At 50.8% G+C, this 22,163-nt stretch carries 23 protein-coding genes; 20 read left to right on the top strand and 3 right to left on the bottom strand.

Going from position 1 to position 22,163, the window contains the following annotated elements:
- The 10 genes from ACI6NM_RS08995 (at nucleotide 1) to ACI6NM_RS08950 (ending at nucleotide 8,247) form a co-directional block, all read left to right on the top strand.
- Nucleotides 1-168: a Flp1 family type IVb pilin gene (locus ACI6NM_RS08995; RefSeq protein ID WP_022272600.1), complete on the top strand. Its 168-nt coding sequence runs from the start codon at nucleotides 1-3 to the stop codon at nucleotides 166-168.
- Nucleotides 169-170: 2 nt separating this feature from the next.
- A complete protein-coding gene (locus ACI6NM_RS08990; RefSeq protein ID WP_262427105.1) occupies nucleotides 171-2,039 on the top strand; it encodes a DUF5702 domain-containing protein in 1,869 nt (622 codons plus the stop codon).
- Between the two features lie 204 nt (nucleotides 2,040-2,243).
- The gene (locus tag ACI6NM_RS08985; protein ID WP_262427106.1) at nucleotides 2,244-3,089 is read left to right on the top strand and encodes a hypothetical protein; all 846 of its coding nucleotides are present in this window, start codon (nucleotides 2,244-2,246) and stop codon (nucleotides 3,087-3,089) included.
- Nucleotides 3,090-3,093: 4 nt separating this feature from the next.
- Nucleotides 3,094-3,516, top strand: a complete 423-nt coding sequence (locus ACI6NM_RS08980) for a prepilin peptidase (protein WP_262427107.1) — start codon at nucleotides 3,094-3,096, stop codon at nucleotides 3,514-3,516.
- Between the two features lie 77 nt (nucleotides 3,517-3,593).
- Nucleotides 3,594-3,983 (top strand): hypothetical protein, encoded by a 390-nt coding sequence (locus ACI6NM_RS08975; protein WP_262427108.1) that lies wholly within the window; start codon nucleotides 3,594-3,596, stop codon nucleotides 3,981-3,983.
- Nucleotides 3,907-5,346 (top strand): FHA domain-containing protein, encoded by a 1,440-nt coding sequence (locus tag ACI6NM_RS08970; RefSeq protein WP_262427109.1) that lies wholly within the window; start codon nucleotides 3,907-3,909, stop codon nucleotides 5,344-5,346. The genes ACI6NM_RS08975 and ACI6NM_RS08970 overlap by 77 nt, the downstream gene beginning before the upstream one ends.
- Nucleotides 5,347-5,506: 160 nt before the next feature.
- Nucleotides 5,507-6,607 (top strand): putative NPN-dependent ornithine cyclodeaminase, encoded by a 1,101-nt coding sequence (locus ACI6NM_RS08965; RefSeq protein WP_262427110.1) that lies wholly within the window; start codon nucleotides 5,507-5,509, stop codon nucleotides 6,605-6,607.
- A 72-nt stretch (nucleotides 6,608-6,679) separates the two neighbouring features.
- Complete coding sequence (locus ACI6NM_RS08960; protein ID WP_262427111.1) at nucleotides 6,680-7,303, top strand: rhomboid family intramembrane serine protease; 624 nt, start codon at nucleotides 6,680-6,682, stop codon at nucleotides 7,301-7,303.
- Nucleotides 7,293-7,709 (top strand): HIT family protein, encoded by a 417-nt coding sequence (locus ACI6NM_RS08955; RefSeq protein WP_022272592.1) that lies wholly within the window; start codon nucleotides 7,293-7,295, stop codon nucleotides 7,707-7,709. The genes ACI6NM_RS08960 and ACI6NM_RS08955 overlap by 11 nt, the downstream gene beginning before the upstream one ends.
- Nucleotides 7,710-7,734: 25 nt before the next feature.
- A complete protein-coding gene (locus ACI6NM_RS08950; protein ID WP_438500851.1) occupies nucleotides 7,735-8,247 on the top strand; it encodes a sigma-70 family RNA polymerase sigma factor in 513 nt (170 codons plus the stop codon).
- 37 nt (nucleotides 8,248-8,284) lie between these two features.
- Here ACI6NM_RS08950 and ACI6NM_RS08945 read toward each other — a convergent pair whose 3' ends face one another.
- Nucleotides 8,285-9,346, bottom strand: coding sequence for an undecaprenyldiphospho-muramoylpentapeptide beta-N-acetylglucosaminyltransferase (locus ACI6NM_RS08945; RefSeq protein WP_262427112.1), 1,062 nt, complete (start codon nucleotides 9,344-9,346; stop codon nucleotides 8,285-8,287).
- Between the two features lie 165 nt (nucleotides 9,347-9,511).
- On the opposite strand from ACI6NM_RS08945, the gene ACI6NM_RS08940 reads away from it, so the two are divergent.
- Together ACI6NM_RS08940 and ACI6NM_RS08935 are read left to right on the top strand one after the other, a co-directional pair.
- On the top strand, nucleotides 9,512-10,375 hold the full coding sequence (locus ACI6NM_RS08940) for a DUF4367 domain-containing protein (protein ID WP_337811021.1): 864 nt from the start codon (nucleotides 9,512-9,514) through the stop codon (nucleotides 10,373-10,375).
- A 66-nt stretch (nucleotides 10,376-10,441) separates the two neighbouring features.
- The gene (locus ACI6NM_RS08935) at nucleotides 10,442-10,966 is read left to right on the top strand and encodes a DUF6147 family protein (RefSeq protein ID WP_262427114.1); all 525 of its coding nucleotides are present in this window, start codon (nucleotides 10,442-10,444) and stop codon (nucleotides 10,964-10,966) included.
- A 268-nt stretch (nucleotides 10,967-11,234) separates the two neighbouring features.
- Here the strand turns inward: ACI6NM_RS08935 and ACI6NM_RS08930 are convergent, their stop codons facing one another.
- A complete protein-coding gene (locus ACI6NM_RS08930) occupies nucleotides 11,235-11,486 on the bottom strand; it encodes a TIGR03905 family TSCPD domain-containing protein (protein ID WP_022272119.1) in 252 nt (83 codons plus the stop codon).
- A 392-nt stretch (nucleotides 11,487-11,878) separates the two neighbouring features.
- On the opposite strand from ACI6NM_RS08930, the gene ACI6NM_RS08925 reads away from it, so the two are divergent.
- The 3 genes from ACI6NM_RS08925 (at nucleotide 11,879) to ACI6NM_RS08915 (ending at nucleotide 15,389) form a co-directional block, all read left to right on the top strand.
- Nucleotides 11,879-12,571: a 5'-methylthioadenosine/adenosylhomocysteine nucleosidase gene (locus ACI6NM_RS08925; protein WP_022272120.1), complete on the top strand. Its 693-nt coding sequence runs from the start codon at nucleotides 11,879-11,881 to the stop codon at nucleotides 12,569-12,571.
- 158 nt (nucleotides 12,572-12,729) lie between these two features.
- Nucleotides 12,730-13,779 (top strand): hypothetical protein, encoded by a 1,050-nt coding sequence (locus ACI6NM_RS08920; RefSeq protein ID WP_022272121.1) that lies wholly within the window; start codon nucleotides 12,730-12,732, stop codon nucleotides 13,777-13,779.
- Nucleotides 13,780-14,039: 260 nt separating this feature from the next.
- Nucleotides 14,040-15,389, top strand: coding sequence for a glucose-6-phosphate isomerase (locus tag ACI6NM_RS08915; RefSeq protein WP_158358723.1), 1,350 nt, complete (start codon nucleotides 14,040-14,042; stop codon nucleotides 15,387-15,389).
- A 178-nt stretch (nucleotides 15,390-15,567) separates the two neighbouring features.
- Here the strand turns inward: ACI6NM_RS08915 and ACI6NM_RS08910 are convergent, their stop codons facing one another.
- On the bottom strand, nucleotides 15,568-15,834 hold the full coding sequence (locus tag ACI6NM_RS08910) for a hypothetical protein (RefSeq protein ID WP_022272123.1): 267 nt from the start codon (nucleotides 15,832-15,834) through the stop codon (nucleotides 15,568-15,570).
- A 211-nt stretch (nucleotides 15,835-16,045) separates the two neighbouring features.
- On the opposite strand from ACI6NM_RS08910, the gene ACI6NM_RS08905 reads away from it, so the two are divergent.
- The 5 genes from ACI6NM_RS08905 (at nucleotide 16,046) to ACI6NM_RS08885 (ending at nucleotide 21,933) form a co-directional block, all read left to right on the top strand.
- Complete coding sequence (locus tag ACI6NM_RS08905; RefSeq protein ID WP_262427115.1) at nucleotides 16,046-17,152, top strand: hypothetical protein; 1,107 nt, start codon at nucleotides 16,046-16,048, stop codon at nucleotides 17,150-17,152.
- Nucleotides 17,153-17,197: 45 nt separating this feature from the next.
- Nucleotides 17,198-18,196, top strand: a complete 999-nt coding sequence (locus ACI6NM_RS08900) for a M15 family metallopeptidase (protein ID WP_262427116.1) — start codon at nucleotides 17,198-17,200, stop codon at nucleotides 18,194-18,196.
- Nucleotides 18,197-18,313: 117 nt separating this feature from the next.
- Nucleotides 18,314-18,916: a spore protease YyaC gene (gene yyaC / locus ACI6NM_RS08895; protein WP_262427117.1), complete on the top strand. Its 603-nt coding sequence runs from the start codon at nucleotides 18,314-18,316 to the stop codon at nucleotides 18,914-18,916.
- A 103-nt stretch (nucleotides 18,917-19,019) separates the two neighbouring features.
- Entirely contained in the window at nucleotides 19,020-20,414 is a 1,395-nt protein-coding gene (locus tag ACI6NM_RS08890; RefSeq protein WP_262427118.1) for a LysM peptidoglycan-binding domain-containing protein, read from the top strand.
- A 94-nt stretch (nucleotides 20,415-20,508) separates the two neighbouring features.
- A complete protein-coding gene (locus ACI6NM_RS08885) occupies nucleotides 20,509-21,933 on the top strand; it encodes a DUF5711 family protein (protein ID WP_262427119.1) in 1,425 nt (474 codons plus the stop codon).
- Nucleotides 21,934-22,163 lie beyond the last annotated feature (230 nt).

Below are 22,163 nucleotides of genomic sequence, written 5' to 3'. Positions count from 1 at the left end.
ATGAGGATCATGGAGTTTTTAAAGGAAGAAGACGGTGTTGGCGTGATCGAGGTGGTGCTGATCCTGGTGGTACTGATCGGATTGGTGATCATCTTTAAAAAACAGATCAATCAGCTTTTGAACAATATTTTTTCGGAGATCAGCAAGCAGTCAAAAGAGGTGTACTGATCATGAAAAAAAGGGGAGAGATTACTGTGTTTCTGAGCCTTACGCTGGTGTGTATCCTGTCGCTTTTTATGGGACTTCTGGAATCGGCCCGGACGGCGGGAGCCAGACTGTACCTTACGATGGCCGCCAATTCAGCCATGGCCTCTGTTATGAGCCAGTATAACCGGAATCTGTGGGATATGTACCATCTTTTGTTCCTGGAGTATGAGTCTCCAGAGGCCATTGGGCGTTCCTTCGATACGTATCTGGATTTTTATCTGGAACAGGAGAACCTGTATCCGATGAAGCGGAAGAGCCGGGAGGTCACAGCCATTCTGAATATGCAGGACCATGCGGGAAAGCCTCTGGAGGACGGGATCCTCTCCTATGTCCGGTACCGACTGCCGGATATTGCCGGAGATCTGTCCGGGGTCTCGGAGAGCGCAAGGGACGCTTCCCGGGCAGGAGACTTCAGGACTGTATTTAAGGTATGCCGCCAGGCCGGAAGGCATACAAGGCGGCTTGAAAAGGCCAGGAGGGAGGTGGAGGCTGCACTGGAGGATATGGAGCGGTCAAGGATACGGGCAGCAGAGGCGGCTGCGGATGAAAGGGCCGGAAAAATGGAAACGGAGATAAAGAGACTTTTGAAAAAGATCGGAAAGTTTCCTGCTCTGGCGGATTGGTATCAAAAGGAGGTGGAGGCTCTTTCTGAGGACAGCCGATCTGCCAGAGGGGAAGAAAGAAGGGAAGGGATGGAGCCGCAGGCGTCGGAAACCATGGATATGGAGCTGGCGGCGTATCAGAGTGTGGAAGAGGCCGCCAGGGAATTTCAGGGGCGCTGTCAGGAGATGAAAGATCAGCTGGAGGCGGAGGCTGTCCGTCTGGAGGAAATTTCAGAGCTTCTGGAGGAAGGAGGAGATGGGGAGCATGAGGAAAATGGGGAAGAAGATGAGACGGGGCCGGACTGGGATCAGATCCAGGAGCTTATGGATATGGTCCAGATACCGGAAGCAGCAGTGCAGGAGCCTGTGGACCAGGAAAAATCCAGCGCTCTGGACCGGCTGGAGGAGATGCTGAGCGGAGACCTTCTGAAGCTGGTAATACCAAAGGGAGTAAAGCTTTCAGAAAAAAGAGTCAGAGCCGGACAGAATGGTCCTTCAAAAGAACAGTCTGAAGAAAAAACAGAGTCCAACGGGCTGGCAGCCCAGCTTCTGGTGAACGAATACATACTCCTGTATTTTGACTCCTTTCTGAAAAAAAGCGAAAGCCGTGAGGAGCTGGCGGATCAGGCCCTGGATTATGAACAGGAATATCTTCTCTGCGGAAAAGGCTCTGACCGGGATAACCTGGCCCAGACCGTGGAACAGCTCCTTATGATCCGGGCGGCCATGAACCTTTTGTATCTCCTTAATGCGGCAGATAAGAAAGCCCAGGCAGACGGCCTGGCAGCAGCGGTTTCCGGGGGAAATGCGGCGGCAGGACTGATCGTTGGTTTTCTGATCTTAAGCCTCTGGGCTCTGGGAGAGGCCGTCTGGGATGTGCGTGGGCTTCTGGACGGCGGGAAGACCGGATTCTGGAAAACGGACAGCACATGGCATCTGAGTCTGGACGGGCTGCTGGCCATGGAGTTTCTGGAGGGGAGGCCGGATATGGAAGCTTCCGGCAGCGGATATGAGGATTATATCAGGATCCTGCTGTTCCTGGAGGATAAGGCTGTGAGAAATTACAGGATGATGGATGTGATCCAGTGGAATGTAAGAAAAAAACAGAAGGACTTTTCGACGGATGCCTGTGCCTGTGAGGTGGAGATCCGCACAGAGATATCCCAACGGCATTTGTTTCTTATGAAGGGTGAGTACTGGCAGACTGTGGAGACAGCCTGGGCGTATTAAGAACGGAGGTGAATGGCGGTGCCCTCTTTTTCAGATTTTCATTCTCATATGCTGAAAGGCACATTTCTAAAATCCAAATTGCATTACCAGTGTGCAATGTCTCTCCAAGTACCTTGCATTCTCCCCTTAATAAATATTGTTTTTATCCTGGGAAAGAGGGTACTGCCATTCATCTCCGGACATTCCCGGCGCGTCTCTGCCAGTATGACAGTGGAAGCCGCCCTTTGTCTTCCGCTCTGGCTGTTTTTTGCAGCTGCGCTCATGGAGCCTGTGCGGTGGCTGGACCGGCAGAGACAGGTCCAGACGGCGCTGGAATGCTTTAGCGAAGAATTAAGTCAGGCTGTGTATCTGAAGGAACTGGAACCTGGGAGCGGTGAGGGGACTGGAAATGGATCCGGCTCCGCAGGTGGAGCTGTGGACGGGGAAGGCGGTCTATCCAGTGGATATGTGGAGCTTCTTTCTGGAGCAGCAGCCGGACTGTGGATCCAGGGAAAAGCAGAAAAGCTTGTGGACCATGTGACTGTGAAGGATGCAAAGGCTCCGGATCCATCGGGAAATATCTGCCTGGAAGTGGAATATACGGAAAGGATCCCATTCTTTCCTGTATACAGACAGGGAATTACCATGAAGGCAGCTTCCAGAAGGAGGGGATGGATCGGTCTGGAAGGAAAGCTGATGGAGTCGGGAGAGCATACGACAGAAGCCGGTGAGGGAAACGGACATGCCGTGTATGTGGGAGCAGGTATGGGCAGGTACCACTTGTATAGGGACTGCCATTATATTTCCAATGCATATGAAGCTGTATCCTTAAATCAGGCAGAAAAAATGACAAACCAGTTCGGAGAGCGTTACCGCCCCTGCTCCCGGTGTGCGGACTCCGGGCATGGGGACCGGACGGTGTATGTGACCGCAGGAGGCGGGCATTATCATTTTAACCGGGCCTGCAGCTCCATGGTCTCCTACGTCCGGAAAGTGGATCTGGAGGATGTGGGACACCTGGGCGTATGCTCTTACTGTGCATCCAGAAAGAAAGCAGAGGGAGGCGGTTAACTGAATGGGAAAATGGATATTTCTGATATTTCTGGTGTGGGCGGTCTGGCAGGATCTCCGGAGCAGGACAGTGGGGCAGGGGTTCCTGGCGGCGGCAGGGAGCCTTGGCGCAGCCGTTTCATTGCTTTCCGGGCGCAGTGTACTTGGGCTGCTGTCATCAGCAGCGGTAGGGATCTTTCTTCTGATACTGGGACAGATCACGGATGGAGGAATCGGGGAGGGAGACGGATGGTTTTTTATTGTGACCGGTTTTTTTCTGGAGCCAGCAGAAAATTTTATGCTTTTTTTATCGGGGCTCATTTTTTGCAGTGTGTACAGCCTTGCATATATGGCCGCATCCTTCATCGGAGGTGTCGGCGTCCGGCAGAAAAGGCTTCCGTTCCTCCCCTTTCTGCTTCCAGTGGGACTCTGGCTGGTGCTTTCCTGAAAAAAGAACGGCGGCTTGCGGCCAGCTTTACGGTGGAGGCGGCGCTGGTCCTTGGTCTGGTCTTTATGGTTATGGGAATGACCATAAAAGAGGCCTATACGATCCATGATGAGATAACCGGTTCTATGATCCTGGAAGAGGCTCTGGAACGGGCCTCCTATAACAGGGATGAAAAGAAAGAGGATACTTATTTTACCGGGCAGGCAGAGGAACAGGGAAATCCCAGGCTCTGGCTGGGGAAATACAGCGCCAGGCTTAAAAGAAAAACAGGAAAGATTTCGGGATATGCGTCTGCTGGAGCGTGGGCGCTGGAAATAGAAAGGGGAGCGTTCCGTCCGGAGCTATTTTTACGGAGGACAGCGGCCCTGACAGAAATGGGGAATGGCCAGGATGATGGGGGAAGTGGAGTTCAGACGGGAAATGAACCGGAATTATATGGTCCTGAAGCCGGGACCGGGAAAAAATGAAGAATATACGGTGCGGATGCTGACAGAAAACAGGATCCCGGGCTTTCTTCCATTTCGAGAAAAGCAGGTGGATGGGGAGCGGTGGTTCTATTATGATGTTACGTCCAGACAGCCGCTGGGGAGGATCCTGGAACACAGAAATTTAAGGGGAAAAGAACTGGAACGGCTGGCGGCAGATCTTTTATTTTCTCTGAAGCAGACAGAGAGATACCTTTTAGACGAAAAATCCATGGATCTGACCCCGGAAATGATCTATGTGGATCCAGATTCCTTCCAATGCTCGTTCTGCCTGGTACCTGGGGGCATATGGGATTTTTCCCATGGATTCCGTGAACTGTCTCAATATCTGCTGGATCACGTGGACCACAGGGACGGGGAGGCCGTGGTGCTGGCATTTGCCATTTTCCGTGAGTCCAGAAAAGAGAATTTCGGACTTGAGGAGATTGGAAAGTGTCTGGAAAAGGCCAGGGCAGAGTCAGAGGCTGGAAAAAACGGCGAAGCGGAAGAAAAAGAGGTCTCCAGGAACCGTACAGGCGGGCAGACCGGAACGGAGGAGGAAAAAAGGCAGGATCCATGGAAAATGGATACAGAAAACGGAGCGCGGGGATCTGGGGAATGGATGAATGAGAGAAGGACAGAAAAATCCTCTTCAAGGGTCTGCGGATCAGACCATGGAAGGGGAGGGGAGAGGGATAAGGTCTTAAAGACAGTGGCCATAGCCGTCGGAATACTTATGGCAGTTCTTCCGGCGGCTGCAGCTGCTCTTTTTGGAATCCATGGCCTGTTTCAGTATAAATGGATCCTGGGGGCTGCAGAGATGGTCCTTTTGGCAGTGGAAGTGTTTCTGTTGTCGGGGGTGAAGGCCGGAACTGGGAAAGGGAAGGCGGATTCCAGGCGGCAGGAGGAGCGTGGTCCAGAGGGGGAGGACCGGGAAAAGACAGAACCATGGGAGGTATATTTTAGGGAAGAGGAGGCGGATGCGGGGAGAATTTCCAGCCGGCCTGCTGCAGAACAGAGGGAAGAAAAGGAAGAGGAGTTCCAGACGATCCTTCTGGCAGCCAGGCCTTTGGAAATAGAAAGCCGGAAGCTGACAGCATTTTCCGGAAACCTGGAGATCCCTCTGACATATTTTCCATTCCTGATCGGGAAAAGCCGGGAAATGGCAGATTTTTGTCTGAATGAGCCGGGCGTCAGCCGGCTTCATGTAAAAATAGAAGAGAAGGACGGAGCCTATACCATTACAGACCTGAATTCTACTAATGGAACAAAAGTAAATGGAAGACTTCTGGAGGCCAATGAGACGTGCAGCCTTGAGTCGGGCAGCGAAGTGGAGATCGCTGGAAGAAGGTTCCGGTTCCGGTAAGACCCGAGTGATCGTCCTTTCTCGGAACCAGATACGCAGAGCATGCGGGCGGCGGACTAAAAATTTTCATTTTATAATTCCAATGTGCACCAAAAGAATAGGGATTTATGATATAATGAAAAAAATATATCCGCGTGAAGCGGGCGAGAGGAGGAATGACATGCCATTCAAATTACCAGAATACCATCACCCGGACTTTTCGCTCCCTCAGTTTGTGAGCGCGCCAGAGGTAAAATGGGAGCTTGTGGAAAAAGATGGAGTTGCACCGGAATATTTCCACAGTACATCCATGTATCCGGAATATTTTAAGATCGGCGGCCGGTGGGTGCTGGCGGAAGAAAGCCGCATGGATTCCAGCGTGGTGATCTGTGAGGATGGACACCTGGAGGTGGTGGAAAACAGAAACCTGAAACAAGGGCAGAAGGTGATCCTGGGCCGCAGCGAACAGTGCCAGGAGGGAATTTATGTCCATAATACAGGCTTTGAGACCGAAGAAACGTCTGAAAAGGAAAAGTTCGTGTTCCGGCAGGGGCGCAGCAGAGAAACGTCCTATGCCAGAGATTACGATAATCTCCTGGAGCTCTTGAAATATGAGAAGGAGCATGGAAATATCTTATGGGTCATGGGACCGGCATTTTCCTTTGATCATAATGTCAGAAAAGCGATGCAGGCGCTTGTGGAGAATGGGTATGCCCATGGACTGATGGCTGGAAATGCGTTGGCGACCCATGATCTGGAGGGGGCTCTCCTCCATACGGCCCTGGGACAGGATATCTATACCCAGGTTTCCATGCCCAATGGCCATTATAACCATCTGGACGTGATCAACCGGGTCCGCAGGAGCGGATCGATCCCCCAGTTCATTGAAGATTACAAAATCGACAATGGGATCATATACAGCTGTGTAAAGAAGCAGGTTCCTTTTGTACTGACGGGATCGATCCGTGATGACGGTCCGATGCCGGAGGTGATCGGAGACGCTTATGCAGGCCAGAGGGCCATGAGACAGCTTGTAAAAAAATCCACCTGTGTTATCTGTCTGGCTACCATGCTCCATACCATTGCCACAGGCAATATGACGCCGTCGTTCAGGGTCCTGGAAGATGGCACCATACGGCCGCTGTATCTTTATACAGTAGATGCAGACGAATTTGTAGTCAATAAGCTTCTGGACAGAGGAAGCCTGTCAGCCACTACCATGGTGACCAATGTTCAGGATTTTATCACGATTGTGGCGAGGGGCCTGGGTATCATGGACTAGGCTTATCCAGTTACGTTCCATTGCGGGACTGTAAAAGGTATGATATTATGACGGCAGGAAAGGGCTGAGGGAATGGAAGGTACCGCCGGGAAAAAGTCATATATAAACTGGATACTGATGGCGGTGAACGCTCTGGTTTTTTTATACCTGGAGGTGGCCGGATCCTCTGAGGATGCATATTTTATGTATACGAAAGGGGCAATGCTGAAGGCGGCAGTCATGGAAGACGGGGAATATTACCGTCTTCTAACGGCCATGTTCATGCATTTTGGAATCAGCCACCTGGTGAATAACATGATCGTTCTGTTTGCTCTGGGGGATAACCTGGAAAGGGCCCTGGGACATGTAAAATATCTGATCCTGTACCTGTTCAGCGGAATCGGAGCCAACTGGATCTCCATGATGATAGGAAATAAGGACCCTATGGTGGTATCTGCCGGAGCATCAGGGGCGATCTTTGGAGTGATCGGCGGACTGTTTTATGCGGTGGCTGTCAATAAGGGACGTCTGGAGGATCTGCAGACGAAGCAGTTAGCCGTTATGATCGTTCTTTCCCTGTATATGGGGCTCACCAGTTCGGGTGTAGATAATGCAGCCCATGTGGCCGGATTGATCCTGGGAATCCTTCTGGGGATCCTTTTATATCGAAAACCAAAGAAAAAAATGGATGATGGAGGAGTTTGGAATGAAAGATAAGGATTGTATTTTTTGTAAAATTGCCAATGGTGAGATTCCATCGGCTACGATCTACGAGGATGAGGATTTTCGTGTGATCCTTGATCTGGGACCGGCATCCAGAGGGCATGCCCTGATCCTTCCAAAGGAACATTTTAAGGACGTCTGCGAACTGGACGAGAAGGTGGCGGCCAGGGTCCTTCCGCTGGCAGCTAAAATCGGGGCGGCAATGAAGGAGGCGCTTGGCTGTGCCGGATTTAATCTGGTCCAGAATAACGGAGCGGAAGCGGGACAGACGGTCTTTCATTTCCATGTACACGTGATCCCCCGTTACGCAGGAGGACCGGAAATGGTGACCTGGGAGCCGGGAAAAATGGCTTCAGAGGAACTGGCAGAGACGGCAGCAAGGATTGAAGCGGCCTTATAAGGGATGGTTTACTTAGGGAGAAGATATGCCGCAGAATAGCATTGAACTGCTGCAAAAGCTAATGGAAAAGTATTCAAGGGTGTTCATGAGCTTTGCTGGAAAACAGGGCGTTCCATATGATGATGTGGAAGATATCGTAATGGCATCATTCTGGTCTTGTTATAAGGGTGGTTACCTGGAAAAGATGACAGAGCCAGAAATAAAAAAGGTGCTGGTCAGGATTGTATACAATAAATGCATGGATTATCACAGAAAAGCGGCCCCGACGGATATCGCCGCCATTGAGGATTGTGAGACAGAGCTGGATAAGATCAGCTATCGTGCTGGCAATGCAGTGGACAAAACGGTAGTCAGCAATGAAAACTGCCAATATATCCGCGACACGATCGACGGTCTGAAGGATATCTGGAGAGAGCCGGTGAGGATGTATTTTATTGAAGAACGTTCTATCCCAGAAATAAGCAGGGCTCTTGGAATCACGGAGGAGGTCTGTCGTTCCAGGATTTCAAGAGCCAGAAAGTGTTTAAAGAAAAGCTGAAGGGGCTGTGGGAACAGTTCCAGTAGCGTCTGCAGCCTTACTGGACGGCCTGGATCAGTTCCATAATAGTATGAACGGCATTGTTCAGGTGGCTTTTTTCCATGGCCTCTACGAACTTACGCCGGTTTTCGTAGGTATCCGTGATGGCGTTTAACAGAGTATCATCGGTCATCTGTTCCTCTTCAAGGACCTCAGAGAATCCCTGTCCGGCAAAGGACCGGGCATTGAGGATCTGATCGCCCCGGCTGGCGGCAGCAGACAGAGGGATCAGGACATTGGGTTTCCTTAAAGCCAGGATCTCGCAGATGGAGTTGGCGCCTGCACGGGATACGATCAGATCGGCAGCCGCAAAAAGGTGCTTTAAGGGACTGTCAACGTATTCATACTGGACATAACCGGCTGTGCCGATGAGGGATTCGTCCAGGTTCCCCTTTCCGCATATGTGGATCACCTGGAATTTCTCTAGGAGCCGTGGGAGAATACTGCGTACAGCCTGGTTTACCTTTACGGAGCCAAGGCTGCCGCCGATGACCAGGATGATCGGCCTGGCTGCTGAAAGATGGGTATACTGGAGACCGGCCAGACGGTCCCCTTTCAGCAGCTCGGCGCGGATCGGAGATCCGGTAAGCACCGCCTTATCCTCGGGAAGATACTTAAGGGTTTCCGGGAAGTTACAGCAGACCTTTTTTGCTGAGGGAATGCAAAGCTTATTGGCAAGACCCGGAGTCATATCGGATTCATGGATAATAGTGGGAACATGATAATGCTTTGCTGCCAGGACCACAGGAACCGCAACAAAGCCGCCTTTGGAAAAAAGTACGTCCGGTTTATATTTTTTAATGAGCTTCCGTGCCTCTCCGTATCCTTTCAGGACGCGGAAGGGATCGGAAAAATTTTTAAGATCGAAATAACGGCGCAGCTTTCCGGAAGAAATACCATCATAGGGAATCCCTGCGTTTTCGATCAGCTTTCGTTCGATCCCATTGTAGGAGCCAATATAACGGATCTCATATCCGGCCTCCTTCAGGGAAGGGATCAGAGCCAGATTTGGGGTAACATGACCGGCAGTGCCGCCGCCGGTGAGTATAATGGTTTTCATAAATCATTGCCTCCATGGATTTTTCATGCACATTGATTGTTTTATGGCTGCCGGATGTCTGGGATACAGCGTCAGACAGTCACAGCTATTTTAATAGTAACGATTGGGGAAGAATTGTCAACCCCAAAAAAGAAATCGCCAATGGAAAGCAAAGGGGTCAGAGTCATGACAGACAAAGAAAGACAGGAAGATGAAAAACTGAAAAAATGTCTTCAGACAGCATATGGGGCAACCGACGAGCAGCTTTTAAAGGAGCTGGAAGAAGCGGAGGCTTCTCTGGATGCTTCAGAGTTCCCCGGAGCCGAAGAGCGTATGTTCCGGCGGTTCATGGAAATGGAGAGGGAAGAGCGGGAAAAGGAAAATCTGTCTGAGGATGCGGTACAGGACAATATGACTGTGCCTGGTATGGATGCCGCCGGAGGCGGAATGGGTGCAGATGGAACGGATAAAAATAAGAAAAAGATACGGCGACTTGGGAAAAAGAAGGTATTTCTTGTGGCCGCGCTGGTGGCTGTGTTTGTCGGAGCACTGGGCGTGACGGCAGTGGGGGAGAAGAATTATTTTTTTAGGGGATGGAAAGGGAACGTCGATGACCTTATTTTCAATAATGATAGAAACAAGGTGGAGATGAGCCAGCTAGAAGAGGCATATATACGAATTAATGAAGAATTAGATATTACAATGGTAAAGTTAGGGTATGTTCCTTCGAATCTTGTATTGCGGGACCTTATAATTAGCCAAAATCGAGCAGTTCTTCAATTCGAATATAATGGGGGTAAAGTATATTTTGTACAGGGAAAGAAGGATAAATCTTCCTCTGTTATAGTAAAGTCAGATCGAAAGCGAGAAACCAAAAAAGTAGTAAATGAATGGATAAATCAAGAAATTGAAATTAAGGAAAATCAATTAGGAAAAGCGGAGACGGAGTACGAGGCAAAATTTTATTATGAAGATACATATTATTTACTGAGTGGGAAAATTCCACAGGAGGAATTCGAGAAAATAGTAAAAAATATAATTTATTTTTAAATTTTGGTCACAAATAGATTCCTTTAAACGTTATCATTAATATAGACAATACAAAGGAGGAAAATAATGAAGAAAGGTGTATTTTTAATTATGCTCGTTTTAACTGCTGTGTTGGGGATTACATCCATATCATATGCGGCAGAACTGACATGGGATACCGTACCAGGACATCATAACCAGAGTATATTGCTAGGCCCAGACGAAAAGTTTTCTAAAGATGTCATCTGGTATCCATCAAGGGGAGAGTTCCTTTCAAATGGTATTTTAGAAATAACAAACCAAGAGAATGGAAGCATCTATATTTGTGTAGATACATTTGCACATGTAAATGTAGATCGAATTCGCCATACTGTTTTCTTGGATCAATGGGATGAGGGAAGACAGGATTGGGTTCAAGTTGATTACTGGGAGTTTGAACGTACTAAAGAGGAAGAGGGCGGAGAACTCTCAATGATGACAGATACTATCACCATTAAAAATGTTGCGACTAACCGCTATTACCGCGCCCGCGGCCTTCACATGGTAGAAATCGGAGATGAGATTGAGGGCTGTGCAACTGAAACCCACGGCGTTCTCATCACCAAAGACTAATTCCAATTAATCCTGTATATAATTTAGGCCTAATTATATAAATACATATTTTTGAAGGGAGATGATCTATGGGGATCATTACGATACGACAATACAAAAATATATTTCTCATCAACAGAACGGACAAGGGATTGGCGTTTTGGAAGGTCATGCCGGAATGACAATCCCTCTCTAAAAAATGAACTGGAAAAAAAGCCTGGAGAAATGGGACTCCAGGCTTTTGACATTTCTAAATCCTTATTGTCAGATGCCGCAAAGCTTTCCTGGTTTAGGAATTCTGCTGGGCTTTGTACTGCTTTAATGCCCTGGCGAGCTGATCGGGGCAAGAAGTGGGGCGGGCGCCGCAAAGGATGCCGTCGGTTCTTTTAATCACTTCGTCGATATCCATGCCCTCTACCAGCTTGGAAACTCCCTGGGTATTGCCGGAGCAGCCGCCGAGAAAGCGGACATTGGTCAGCTTATTGTCTACAACATCAAAAGTAATCTGGCGGGAACATGTGCCCTGGGTCGTATAAACCATTGGAAATACCTCCTGAATATAAATAAGGGGAATGAAAAATTTCCCATGACTGTCTGCAAATCCGATTATACTCAGCCATGGGGCGTCCTGTCAAGCAAAGAAATCTATTCCTGCTGAACGGCTGTAATTTCCCTGGCAAACCTGCCAAAATGAACTCCGCCTTGATTTTCCAGATCTGATTCCGTATAATAAGGACAATTAATAACAGTTCATCCATGCATCTTCTTGACCGCTTACAGCGGCCAAGAAGCGCCGGGCGTCTGCCCTATGGAGATATTAACGGGAAAATGCTGATGAAAACAAGTTTTCAACGCATTTTCCCGTTAATATCTCCGCATGGCTGAACGGTTACGACAAGTATTACGTATAAAGTTTACAGGAGGACAAGGAAGATGCTGGGAATTATTGGAGCAATGGATGTGGAAGTGAAAAAACTCCGTGAGATGATGGAGGATCCGGAGATCCAGACCGTGGCAGGGATGACATTTTACCAGGGAACCATTAAAGGAAAGGCTGTGGTCGTGGTCCGCTCCGGGATCGGCAAGGTGAACGCCGGCCTATGCAGCCAGATTTTAGTGGACCGGTATCATGTGAGCGGGATCATAAATACTGGAATTGCAGGTTCTCTTAGAAATGAGGTCAATGTGGGGGATATCGTCCTGGCCACGGATGCGGTCCAGCATGATGTGGATGCCGCAGGCTTTGGGTATCAGCCGGGAGAGATCCCGCAGATGGGGATCAAGGAGTTTCCGGCAGATGCCCATTTAAGGGAGGTGGCCGTCAGGTGCTGCCAGAGGGCCAATCCCGATATCCAGACCTTCTGCGGCCGCGTGGCCAGCGGCGATCAGTTTATCAACAGCCGTGAAAAAAAGAACTGGATCCGGGATACCTTTGACGCCTACTGTACGGAGATGGAGGGAGCGGCGATCGCCCAGGCGGCATATCTGAATCAGATCCCTTATCTGATCGTCCGTGCCATTTCCGATAAGGCGGATGACAGCGCGAATGTGGATTACAGTGAGTTTGAGGCAAAGGCCGTGGAGCATTCGGTCCGCCTTATGGCAGCAATGCTGGAAGAACTTTAAAATACAGGGCTTAAGAGGCTTCTCAACCTCTTAAGCCCCGAATTTTCCCGGAATTTGACGAACGATTTTCGGCTTCTCAATCTTCTCAAAAAGTTTCTAAGTGGTTATAATGGGAACCATCATCTGGAAACATCTGGACGAAGAAAGGGGAGCTTTTTATGTTACAATTTTTACAGACTGGGAAAGTGCTTTATGTTCTGGCAGCCGTATGTGCGCTGGGAATCATAAGCAAGCTTGTGACAGGGAACCTCTACAAAAGATTAATAAAAGAAACCGGAAACATGGCGCTGACGAAGAACCGGAATCTGAGGGCGCTGAAGCAGAAGACGGAAAATATGTTCCTTCTGAGCCATGGACTCCGCAATCCGGCTGCGTACATAGAAAAACAGGTCTACGGATTCCGTTTTATGAAGATCTCTCTGGATGACTGGGACAATTTTTCCGTGCAGACCATGATCCTGTGCTTTCTGATCGGCGGCGTGGCTGCGTTCGGGTCCTACTGGTACAGGTGCGATTCCTATTATATCGTGCTTTATGGGACCATGGGGATCCTGTCGGGGCTGTTCATGGTGCTGGTGGACAACGGGGTCAACATTGGCGTAAAACGCCAGCAGCTGATGGACTGTCTGGTGGATTATGTGGAAAACTCTCCGCATTTTTATAAAAATGTGGATAAGGCAGCAGAGGGAGAACGGGCAGACAGGAAAAACCGGATCGTCCCGGCAGCGGGTCCCGGCTTCAGGGACCTGGGAAGAAGGGGATTAAAGGCTGTGGAGGAAACCGCAGCCAGCAATGAGACCGGCCCGAAGGAAGAAAAGGAAGAGCTGCGTGACAGGACCTGCCATTCCCGTACAGAAAAACCAGCGGGAGCGCCTGGGGGAAAAAATGGAGCCGCCCAGGGAGAGAGGACTGGAGCCCGGTTTTCTGTTTTATCCAGGAAAAAGGGGGAGGACCGGAAGGAAGAAGGATCCGGGGAGAGCAGCCCCAGGGAGGAACGGGACAAGGACCGGAATGGGGACGAGCTGGCGCGCAGCATTGAATATCTGAGGGAGAGCCTGGATCAGATCGCTGCTGGACGAGAAGGCGGAAAGCGGGAGGAGCCATCCTCCAGGCAGACAGAAAAGGAGGGGCTTCAGAGAGCCAAAAAGGAGCTGAAGCCGGAGGATCTGAAGCTGCTGGGAGATATTTTGCAGGAGTATCTTACATAAGAGGCGTACATGGCGGAGAGATCCGGCGGGAAGTCCGTAGGAATCCTGCCGGGCCTTAGACCCTGCGGTGTGCCTTCAGGCGCTTAACAGCCCCCAGGCTTTATGAGGCTCTATGACATCCTCCGGGCAGATTTTTCCTGGAGGAACATGGGAAAATCCGCCAGAAAATCCGGCGGCAGGATTGTCAAGGCTTTAACTCAATGGTATAATTAAAATATATGTATGAAATTTATCTCACGCAAGAAAAGGAGAATGAGGCTATGAGCAGAGAACTGGTATTTGATTATTCCAAAACAGCCGGTTTTATCCGTGAAGAAGAGATTGTAAATATGAAGAAAGCCGTTCTTGGGGCGAAAGAGGTTCTTACGGAAAAGACCGGAGCCGGAAATGATTTCCTTGGATGGATTGATCTGCCGGTGGATTATGATAAGGACGAATTTGACAGGATCAAAAAGGCGGCAGAAAAGATCAAGGGCGATTCCGATGTGCTGCTGGTGATCGGCATTGGAGGCTCTTACCTGGGCGCCCGGGCGGCGATTGAATTTTTATCCCACAGCTTTTATAATGTGCTGCCCAAGGGAGAAAGAAAGACTCCGGAGATCTATTTTGTGGGAAACAGCATCAGTAGCAAATATATCAAGGACCTTCAGGATGTTTTGGAAGGAAAAGATTTCTCCATCAATATCATCTCCAAATCCGGTACGACAACGGAACCGGCCATTGCCTTCCGCGTGTTCAAGGATATGCTGATCAAAAAGTACGGCAGGGAAGAGGCCAATAAGAGGATCTATGCAACAACAGACAAGGCGAAGGGAGCCTTAAAGAACCTGGCCACTGAAGAGGGCTATGAATCCTTCGTAGTACCGGACGATGTGGGAGGCCGTTTCTCCGTTCTCACGGCAGTGGGACTCCTGCCCATCGCAGTCAGCGGCGCAGACATCGACCAGTTAATGGAAGGCGCGGCAGCGGCCAGAAAGACGGCTCTGGAAGCTGAATATGAAAAGAACCCGGCCCTTCTTTACGCCGCAGTCCGCAATATCCTCTTAAGAAAAGGGAAGCAGGTGGAGATCGTGGCCAACTATGAGCCCAGCCTGCATTACGTTTCTGAATGGTGGAAGCAGCTTTACGGCGAGAGCGAGGGCAAGGACCAGCGCGGTATCTTCCCGGCCGCCGTGGATCTGACCACAGACCTCCATTCCATGGGCCAGTTTATCCAGGACGGAGCCCGTATCATGTTTGAGACAGTATTAAGCGTAGAGGAATCTCCGGCGGAGATCGTGCTCCAGAAGGAGGACGTGGATACAGACGGAATGAATTATCTGGCGGGCCAGACTGTGGATTTCGTCAATAAGAGCGCCATGAATGGCACCATCCTGGCCCATACCGACGGAAACGTTCCAAACCTTATGGTAAAGATCCCGTCCCAGGATGCATACAGCCTTGGCCAGCTTTTCTACTTCTTTGAATTTGCCTGCGGCGTCAGCGGATATCTTCTGGGTGTGAACCCGTTCAACCAGCCGGGTGTGGAGAGCTACAAGAAAAATATGTTTGCTCTTCTTGGAAAGCCTGGCTATGAGGAAGCCAGGGAAGCTCTTTTAAAGAGACTGTAAGTAGGAGCATGAACGCATAAAAAAATACTGGCGTCAGCCTGGGGGAAATCTCCTGCAGCTGCCGCCAGTATTTTTTCATTTGTCCCACCGCAGGTGAAGAAGCCCGCAAATGAGCCTCTTTTTCACCAGGTCCCGGGAAAACTGCCAGTCCCAGGCTTTCCGGGAAGCTGCTTCCCGGCTACTCTTCGATCACATGGATCTCCAGGTAATCAAAATCGATCTCCTCGATGAAGCTGTCCCTTGTGAACCTGGTCTTATCGTGGAGCTTAAAGTCTTTTATATTGGAATCCAGCCAGATGGGCTGGCCCAGGTCAAATTCGCGGCAGATCTCATCCAAAGCCTGAAAGACCATGGCAGTGCGGGACATGGAGTAGTCCCCGTTGGCGGCCACGGTATCCCGGAGCAGATGATTGTCCTTCCAGAGCTTTCCCCACATACGGAACATAAAAGGTCTCCTTTCTACGTCGGGCAGGAATAAGAGCCCATGTCAATGGTGATACAGGCAATTATAACAAGGGATCCGGTGATTTTAAAGTGTTTTTTGATGATATTACCTTGTACGAACCGAAAAGATGTAGTAATCTATATGTATGCAGGTTCCTGCGGTTCAATAAGGACGCACGGAAACAAAAACAAACGATCCAGGAGGACAAAAGATGGCATTGCCGATCACGGATTACACTGCCTTTTTTGCCGGTGCAAAGCAGGCTGTACAGGAACTGGAACAATTAAGAGAAAGGGAACTCTGCCTGGAGGAAAGCGAGAAGACGCTGGAGGACCAGCTGAGGACCAGGGAAAAGGCTGTGGCGGATACCATTGCCAGAACAGTGAAGGCCCGCGGCGAGGAGATCGCCCGGAGCTATGACGCGGAGATTGGAAAAACGGAGGATCAGCTGAAAAAGGTTAAGGCAAAGCGGGAAAAGGCGAGGAACCAGGGCGTAAAGGGCCGGATCGCCGAAGATACCCAGAGCCTGTCAAAGGAAAACGAAGAGCTGAAGGGGCGGATCCGGACCTTGTTCCGGGCCAATCATGTACCGGGGTACTGTGCCGGAGGTTTATACTATTCCCTTTATTTTACCAGGGGCCTGAAGGAAATGGGGATCCTGCTCCTGGCGCTGCTGATATTTTTCCTGGCGGTTCCCTGCGGCATTTATTTTGCGGTCCCAGAACGGAAGACCTGGTATCTGATCCTGATCTATCTGGCAGATATCCTGATCTTCGGCGGAGTTTATGTGAAGATAGGAAATTCCACCAAGATGAAGCATATGGATGCCCTCCGGGAGGGACGCAGCATAAGGAACCGGATCCAGGCCAATAAAAAGCAGATGAAAGCCATTGCAAGGACCATCCGCAGAGATAAAAACGATGCGGTCTACAACCTGGAAAAGTTCGACGACGAGATCGCCCAGCTGGACCAGGACCTGCTCCAGACCAATAAAAAGAAAAAGGAGGCCCTGGCAGCCTTTGACACAGTCACAAAGACGATCCTTTCGGATGAGATCATGGAAAGCAACAAACCGGAGATCGACCGCCTTCAGGGAGAGCTGGCAAAGGCCGTGGAGGAGCTTAAGGCCGTGAGAACGGAGCTGAAGGAAAAAACATTGTATACAGCGGAGAATTTTGAAGCCTATACAGGAAAAGAATTTATGACCATGGAGCGGCTGGAGGCCCTGGAGGGCTTTATCCGCGCCGGAGAGGCGAGAAATATCAGCGAGGCAGTCACTGTGTTCAAAAGCCGGGACCGCCAGGGGACACCGCAGTAAAAGTGAGGATGAAAATACAAAGGTAAAAGCTACGGAGGCAGAAGGATGAAAGTGGATACGGTACGGATGATGACAATGACGGCTCTCATGGCGGCGGCCATGAGCACAACGGCGTTTGCCGGAAGCTGGAGGACCGACGGGGGCGGCAGATGGTATCAGAACGATGATGGAAGCTGTACGAAGAACGGATGGCAGTGGATCGACAGCGACAATGACGGATATTCGGAATGCTTCTATTTTGATTCCAACGGGTATGTGCTGACCAATACCAGAACGCCCGACGGGAGCCAGGTAAACGGCATTGGCGCATGGGTAAAGGACGGCCATGTCCAGAGCCAGGCCGGTGGAAGCGGATCCTCTGGCGGAAACAGCGGCTCCTCGTGGGACAGTTCCTTCTGGGGAGATTCTTCCGGAACAGGAGGAAGCTCCTATGACGACTGGGGCTGGCTTTTTGACTATGAATATGATCCTTACTGGTATGAGAACGATCCGGAGCTGTCAGAGGGAGAGAAAGCCGGATATCATTACTCAGCTGTGCACCAGGATTACAGTCTCAGAACAGAGGAGCGTTGGAACCAGGTAAACGCACAGTATGACCGGATCGCGGCAAATCCCACGCCGGAGGCAGCCCAGGCAGAAATGGTATGGGTGGAGATCCCGGTATGGAGGCTGAAAAACGGCCAGAAGACGGCTGGCACAGATAAGGTTCAGGTCCTCAGCAGCATCGCGGACGAGGTGAAGGCCATTTTTACAGAGATCTACAATGGACCGGAGCAGTTCCCCATCCAGAGCATCGGCGCTTACAGCTGGCGCGGCAACGGGCTGGGCAGCTATCACAGCGCGGGAATGGCCATCGACATCAATCCGGACCAGAATCCCCAGGTGCGGATGGACGGCACGGTCCTGGTGGGAAATAAATGGGAGCCTGGCGTAAACCCGTATTCCATCGGCCGTGACAGCGATGTGGTAAAGGCATTTGGAAAATATGGATGGACATGGGGAGCTATGTTTTCCACCAAGGATTATATGCACTTTGAGTGGTAAGAGCGAAAACTTCCGGCGGGAGGCAGATAAATTTCTGCCTCCGCTTTTTTATTGTATATTCCTCCCCATGTCCGCCTATAATAGCGTATAAGACCAGGAAGGAAAAGGAAGAAGAGCATGAGATTTCGCAGGCATGAGATTTATTACTATAATACAAAGGCCGGGTTTGAGACGGAAAAGTTTGCGGGCCGTCTTCTGATGATGATCCTGGAGGGAATGCAGGAAAAAAGGAAAACAGAGATCCTGTTTCTGTGCATCGGGACGGACCGGTCCACCGGCGACAGCCTGGGACCTCTGATCGGATATAAATTGAAGGAAAATGGCATGAGAAACGCCAGGGTCCTGGGAACGCTGGAGGAGCCGATCCATGCCATGAACCTGGAGCCGTGTATGGAGCAGCTGCGTGAAAAATGCCCCGACGCCCTGGTGGTGGCTGTGGACGCGTCGGTGGGCAGCGCGGATCATGTGGGCTATGTGACCCTGGGACGGGGGCCCCTAAAGCCCGGGCTGGGCGTCAGTAAGGACCTGGATGCGGTAGGGGATCTTTTCATCACCGGTATCGTAGGCTCTGTGAGGAACGGGGACCCGCTGATGCTCCAGAGCGTCCGGCTGTCTGTGGTCATGCGTCTGGCAGACTGCATCAGCCGCAGCATCTGCCTGGGCATGAATCTTCTGGGAAAACGTGTCGAAAACTTTTTCGGACAGCCGGCCCCGTTTTGACAGGTTTTGCAAAAGGCCCATGGTATACTTCCACCTGAATCATAAGGGGAAGACCGGAGGACAGGCCCGGCCTTCCCGTGGAAGAATATAGCGAGGTGAGACCATGGGAGACTTATACAATCCGTTTCCAAAACTGCCGAAAAATATCCGCCAGATCGGAGATCCGGACCAGGTGATCCGTTTTTATATGGAGGATTATGTCAATACATACTTAAAACGCCTGTACCCGTCTGGGAGCCAGACGCTGCGGGTGGGACTTTTGCTGGGAAGCGTGGAACAGTACGACGGGACTCCGTATGTGTTTGTGGACGGGGCCATGGAGATGGAGGATGTGGAGACCGACGGGGAAAAGATCGTCTTTACAGAAAGCGGATGGAAAAAGGCGTACCAGGCCATGGAGGAAGCGTTTCCCAAGCGCACGATCCAGGGGTGGTTTCTCTGCGGAGGGCCCGGAAGCCAGTTAAGCCCGCTGAATTACTGGAAGCAACACTGCCAGTATTTTGCAGGAAAGAACCAGCTCATGTATCTGAACCATGGCCTGGAGGGCGAGGAGGTCATCTATGTGACCTCAGAGGACGGATTTTACCGTCTGAAGGGCCACTGTGTATATTATGAACGGAACCAGATGATGCAGGATTACATGATCACCAGAAAGGACGTCCGCCGGGTAGAGACAGGCTCCCATGAGAAGGTGATCCGGGATTTCCGCCAGCGGATGGTGGTAAAAAAGGAACAGGCGGATATGGAGAGCCATAAGACCAGCGCCCTGGGAATGCTGTGCGGTGCCCTTTCGGTGGCCGTCCTGGCCGGAGGCGTGGTCATGGTCAATAATTATTCAAAAATGCGGGAAATGGAAAGCGTCCTTACCTCGGTGCTTCCCGCCGGTATCACGGACTGGGACGAGTACCGGAAGGAAAAGGCCAAGGAGCCGGATTTTGTGATCGAGGAAATGACCGGGAGCGTGTATCCCACAGAGGCTTTGCCGGGAGAGACCGGGGAGACCTATGAGGGCGAGACCATGGCAGAAACGCCTCCTGCCAAAGAAGGCTCCTCCGTAGAGGAGAGCGGGGCTCTGGCAGATTCCGATCTTGTTGAAGAGGCTGTGCAGGAAACGGCTTCTTCGGACTCCTCTGCCCCGGAATCGGCTCTGTCTTCTCCGGAAGCGCCCCAGAGGCTGACTGGAATGGACAAGGAGGCACATCCGTCCGGCAGTCCGGAGACAGCCCCGGCTTCAGAGACAGCTCCGTCCGCAGAAGCCCCCACAGAATCCGGCCAGGGAGACGCTTCCTCTGGGGACTGTCCTGCCATCGACTTTGAAGCTGCCAGGGCCAACGGATATGAGATCTACCAGGTGGGGGAGGGAGAGACGCTTTATGGGATCTGCTTCAAAGAATATGGCACCCTGAGCCGTCTTTCGGAGCTCTGCCGCCTCAACGGCCTGGAGGATGAGAACCGGATCCTGGCGGGGCAGAAGCTGATCCTGCCGTCAAAGGAGTGACTGGAGAAGGAATAATTTAAGAAAGAATTTAATGCGAATCTCCCCGAAATGGTGTATACTAAAAATATATGGGCATTTCCGGGAGATTTAATATATGAATGATATGGGTTTTATGGACAGAGAATCAAAAAAACGGCAGCTCCGCAGAAACATTGTCCAGCCGCCGCAGGAGGAACGCCCGTCCCGGTATGAAGAGGAGTACAGCGAAGAGGTGATCCGCCAGGTCCATCGGGAAAGGCGGAAAAAGCGGATCCTGACGACGGTCATGACAGTCCTGTTTCTTGCAGTGACCGGTTTTTGTTTCTATAAATATCAGAGCGAGTATGAGTATACCGGCTACGATGTGGCCTGGGAGAGACCGATGCGCTATACGGGCGCTGAAAACAGTGCAGAAAACGCCCCGGAGGCCGGAGAAAACGGAACACCGGAAAATGGGGATCCGGAGGCGGCCAACGCCCCGGAAGGGGCTGGGGAGGATGATGGCCAGCCGCCCCAGATCACACCCAGTAAGAGCGTCAGCGAAAGCGGATTTGTGAAATATGCGTATTTTGGCGAGAATATGATCCGCTATACCAAGGACGGAGCTTCTTATATTGACGGAGCGGGAAAGACCGTCTGGACCCAGAGCTTTGAGATGAAGACTCCGGTCATCAACGTCAACGGAGACTATGCGGTGATCGCAGATCAGCAGGGAAACCAGCTCTATATATGCAGCACGGCCGGCTGTACCGGCGTTGCCAAGACCCAGCTTCCCATTACAAAGGCGGCTGTGTCCTCCCGGGGGATCACGGCGGCTGTGGTGGAGGACAGCTCGGCGTGCTACATCTTCTATTTTAAAAAGGATGGGGAAGAGCTGGGCATCAATATCAAAATGCTTTTGTCGGGAGACGGCTATCCAGTGGATATCGCCCTGTCGCCGGATGGAAAGCAGATCGTCATGTCGGTCATGTACATGAAAAACGGGACTTTAAAAAATAAAGTCGTTTTTTATGATTTCTCAGAAATCGGAAAAAACGTGAATAATCGTTTTATCGGAGGCTTTGAAGAGGAATTTGATGATAAAATGGCGGCACGGGTCGTTTACCTGAACCAGGAAACGGTCTGCGCGTTTTCGGACAAGGGGCTGACCTTTATTTCAGTGAAAAACGTGATCCCGGACAGTACGGTGGTGACGGTCCCGGTGGAGGAGGAGATCAAAAGCATCTTTTACTCGGACAAGTACGCCGGAGTCGTGGTGGAGAACGGGTCCGGCAACCCCAGCCGCCTGGATGTGTATACGACTGATGGAAAGCTGGCCGGGACCGTGGACTTTGACTACGATTATGCCGGAGTTGAAATTGACGGCGACCGGGTTATCCTGTATAATGAGGAATCGTGCAGGGTATACAGCCTGGACGGCCATCTGAAATTCCAGGGCCAGTTCGATTTTTCCGTTTCCTGTGTGCGCTCGGGGAAAAACCATGGAAATTCCCTGATCGTGGCCGGGAGCGAGGTAATGAAAGAGATAAAATTAAAATGATATCAGGGTCAAAAGGTCAATAAATCCGACGCAAGCCTGCTTGCGGGAGGATGTTTGAACTTGAGACCCGCCAAAACACCGAAAAGCAGCCATTTTTCATAGAAAAATGAGCGGATTTGAGGGTTTTGAGGATTGCGGGAGCACATAGTGCGGAGCAATCCGATATCAGAGGGGTCAAAAAGCTTTTGACCCTAACATCAATAAAACAAATGTAAAAACAAGCACAGTTC

The organism is Pilosibacter sp. YYHA0881 (assembly GCF_051602715.1).
GTDB classification, from domain to species: Bacteria; Bacillota; Clostridia; order Lachnospirales; family Lachnospiraceae; genus Alitiscatomonas; species Alitiscatomonas aceti.
Note: the sequence above shows the minus strand (reverse complement) of the source record. Positions and strands in the feature narration are given on the sequence as shown.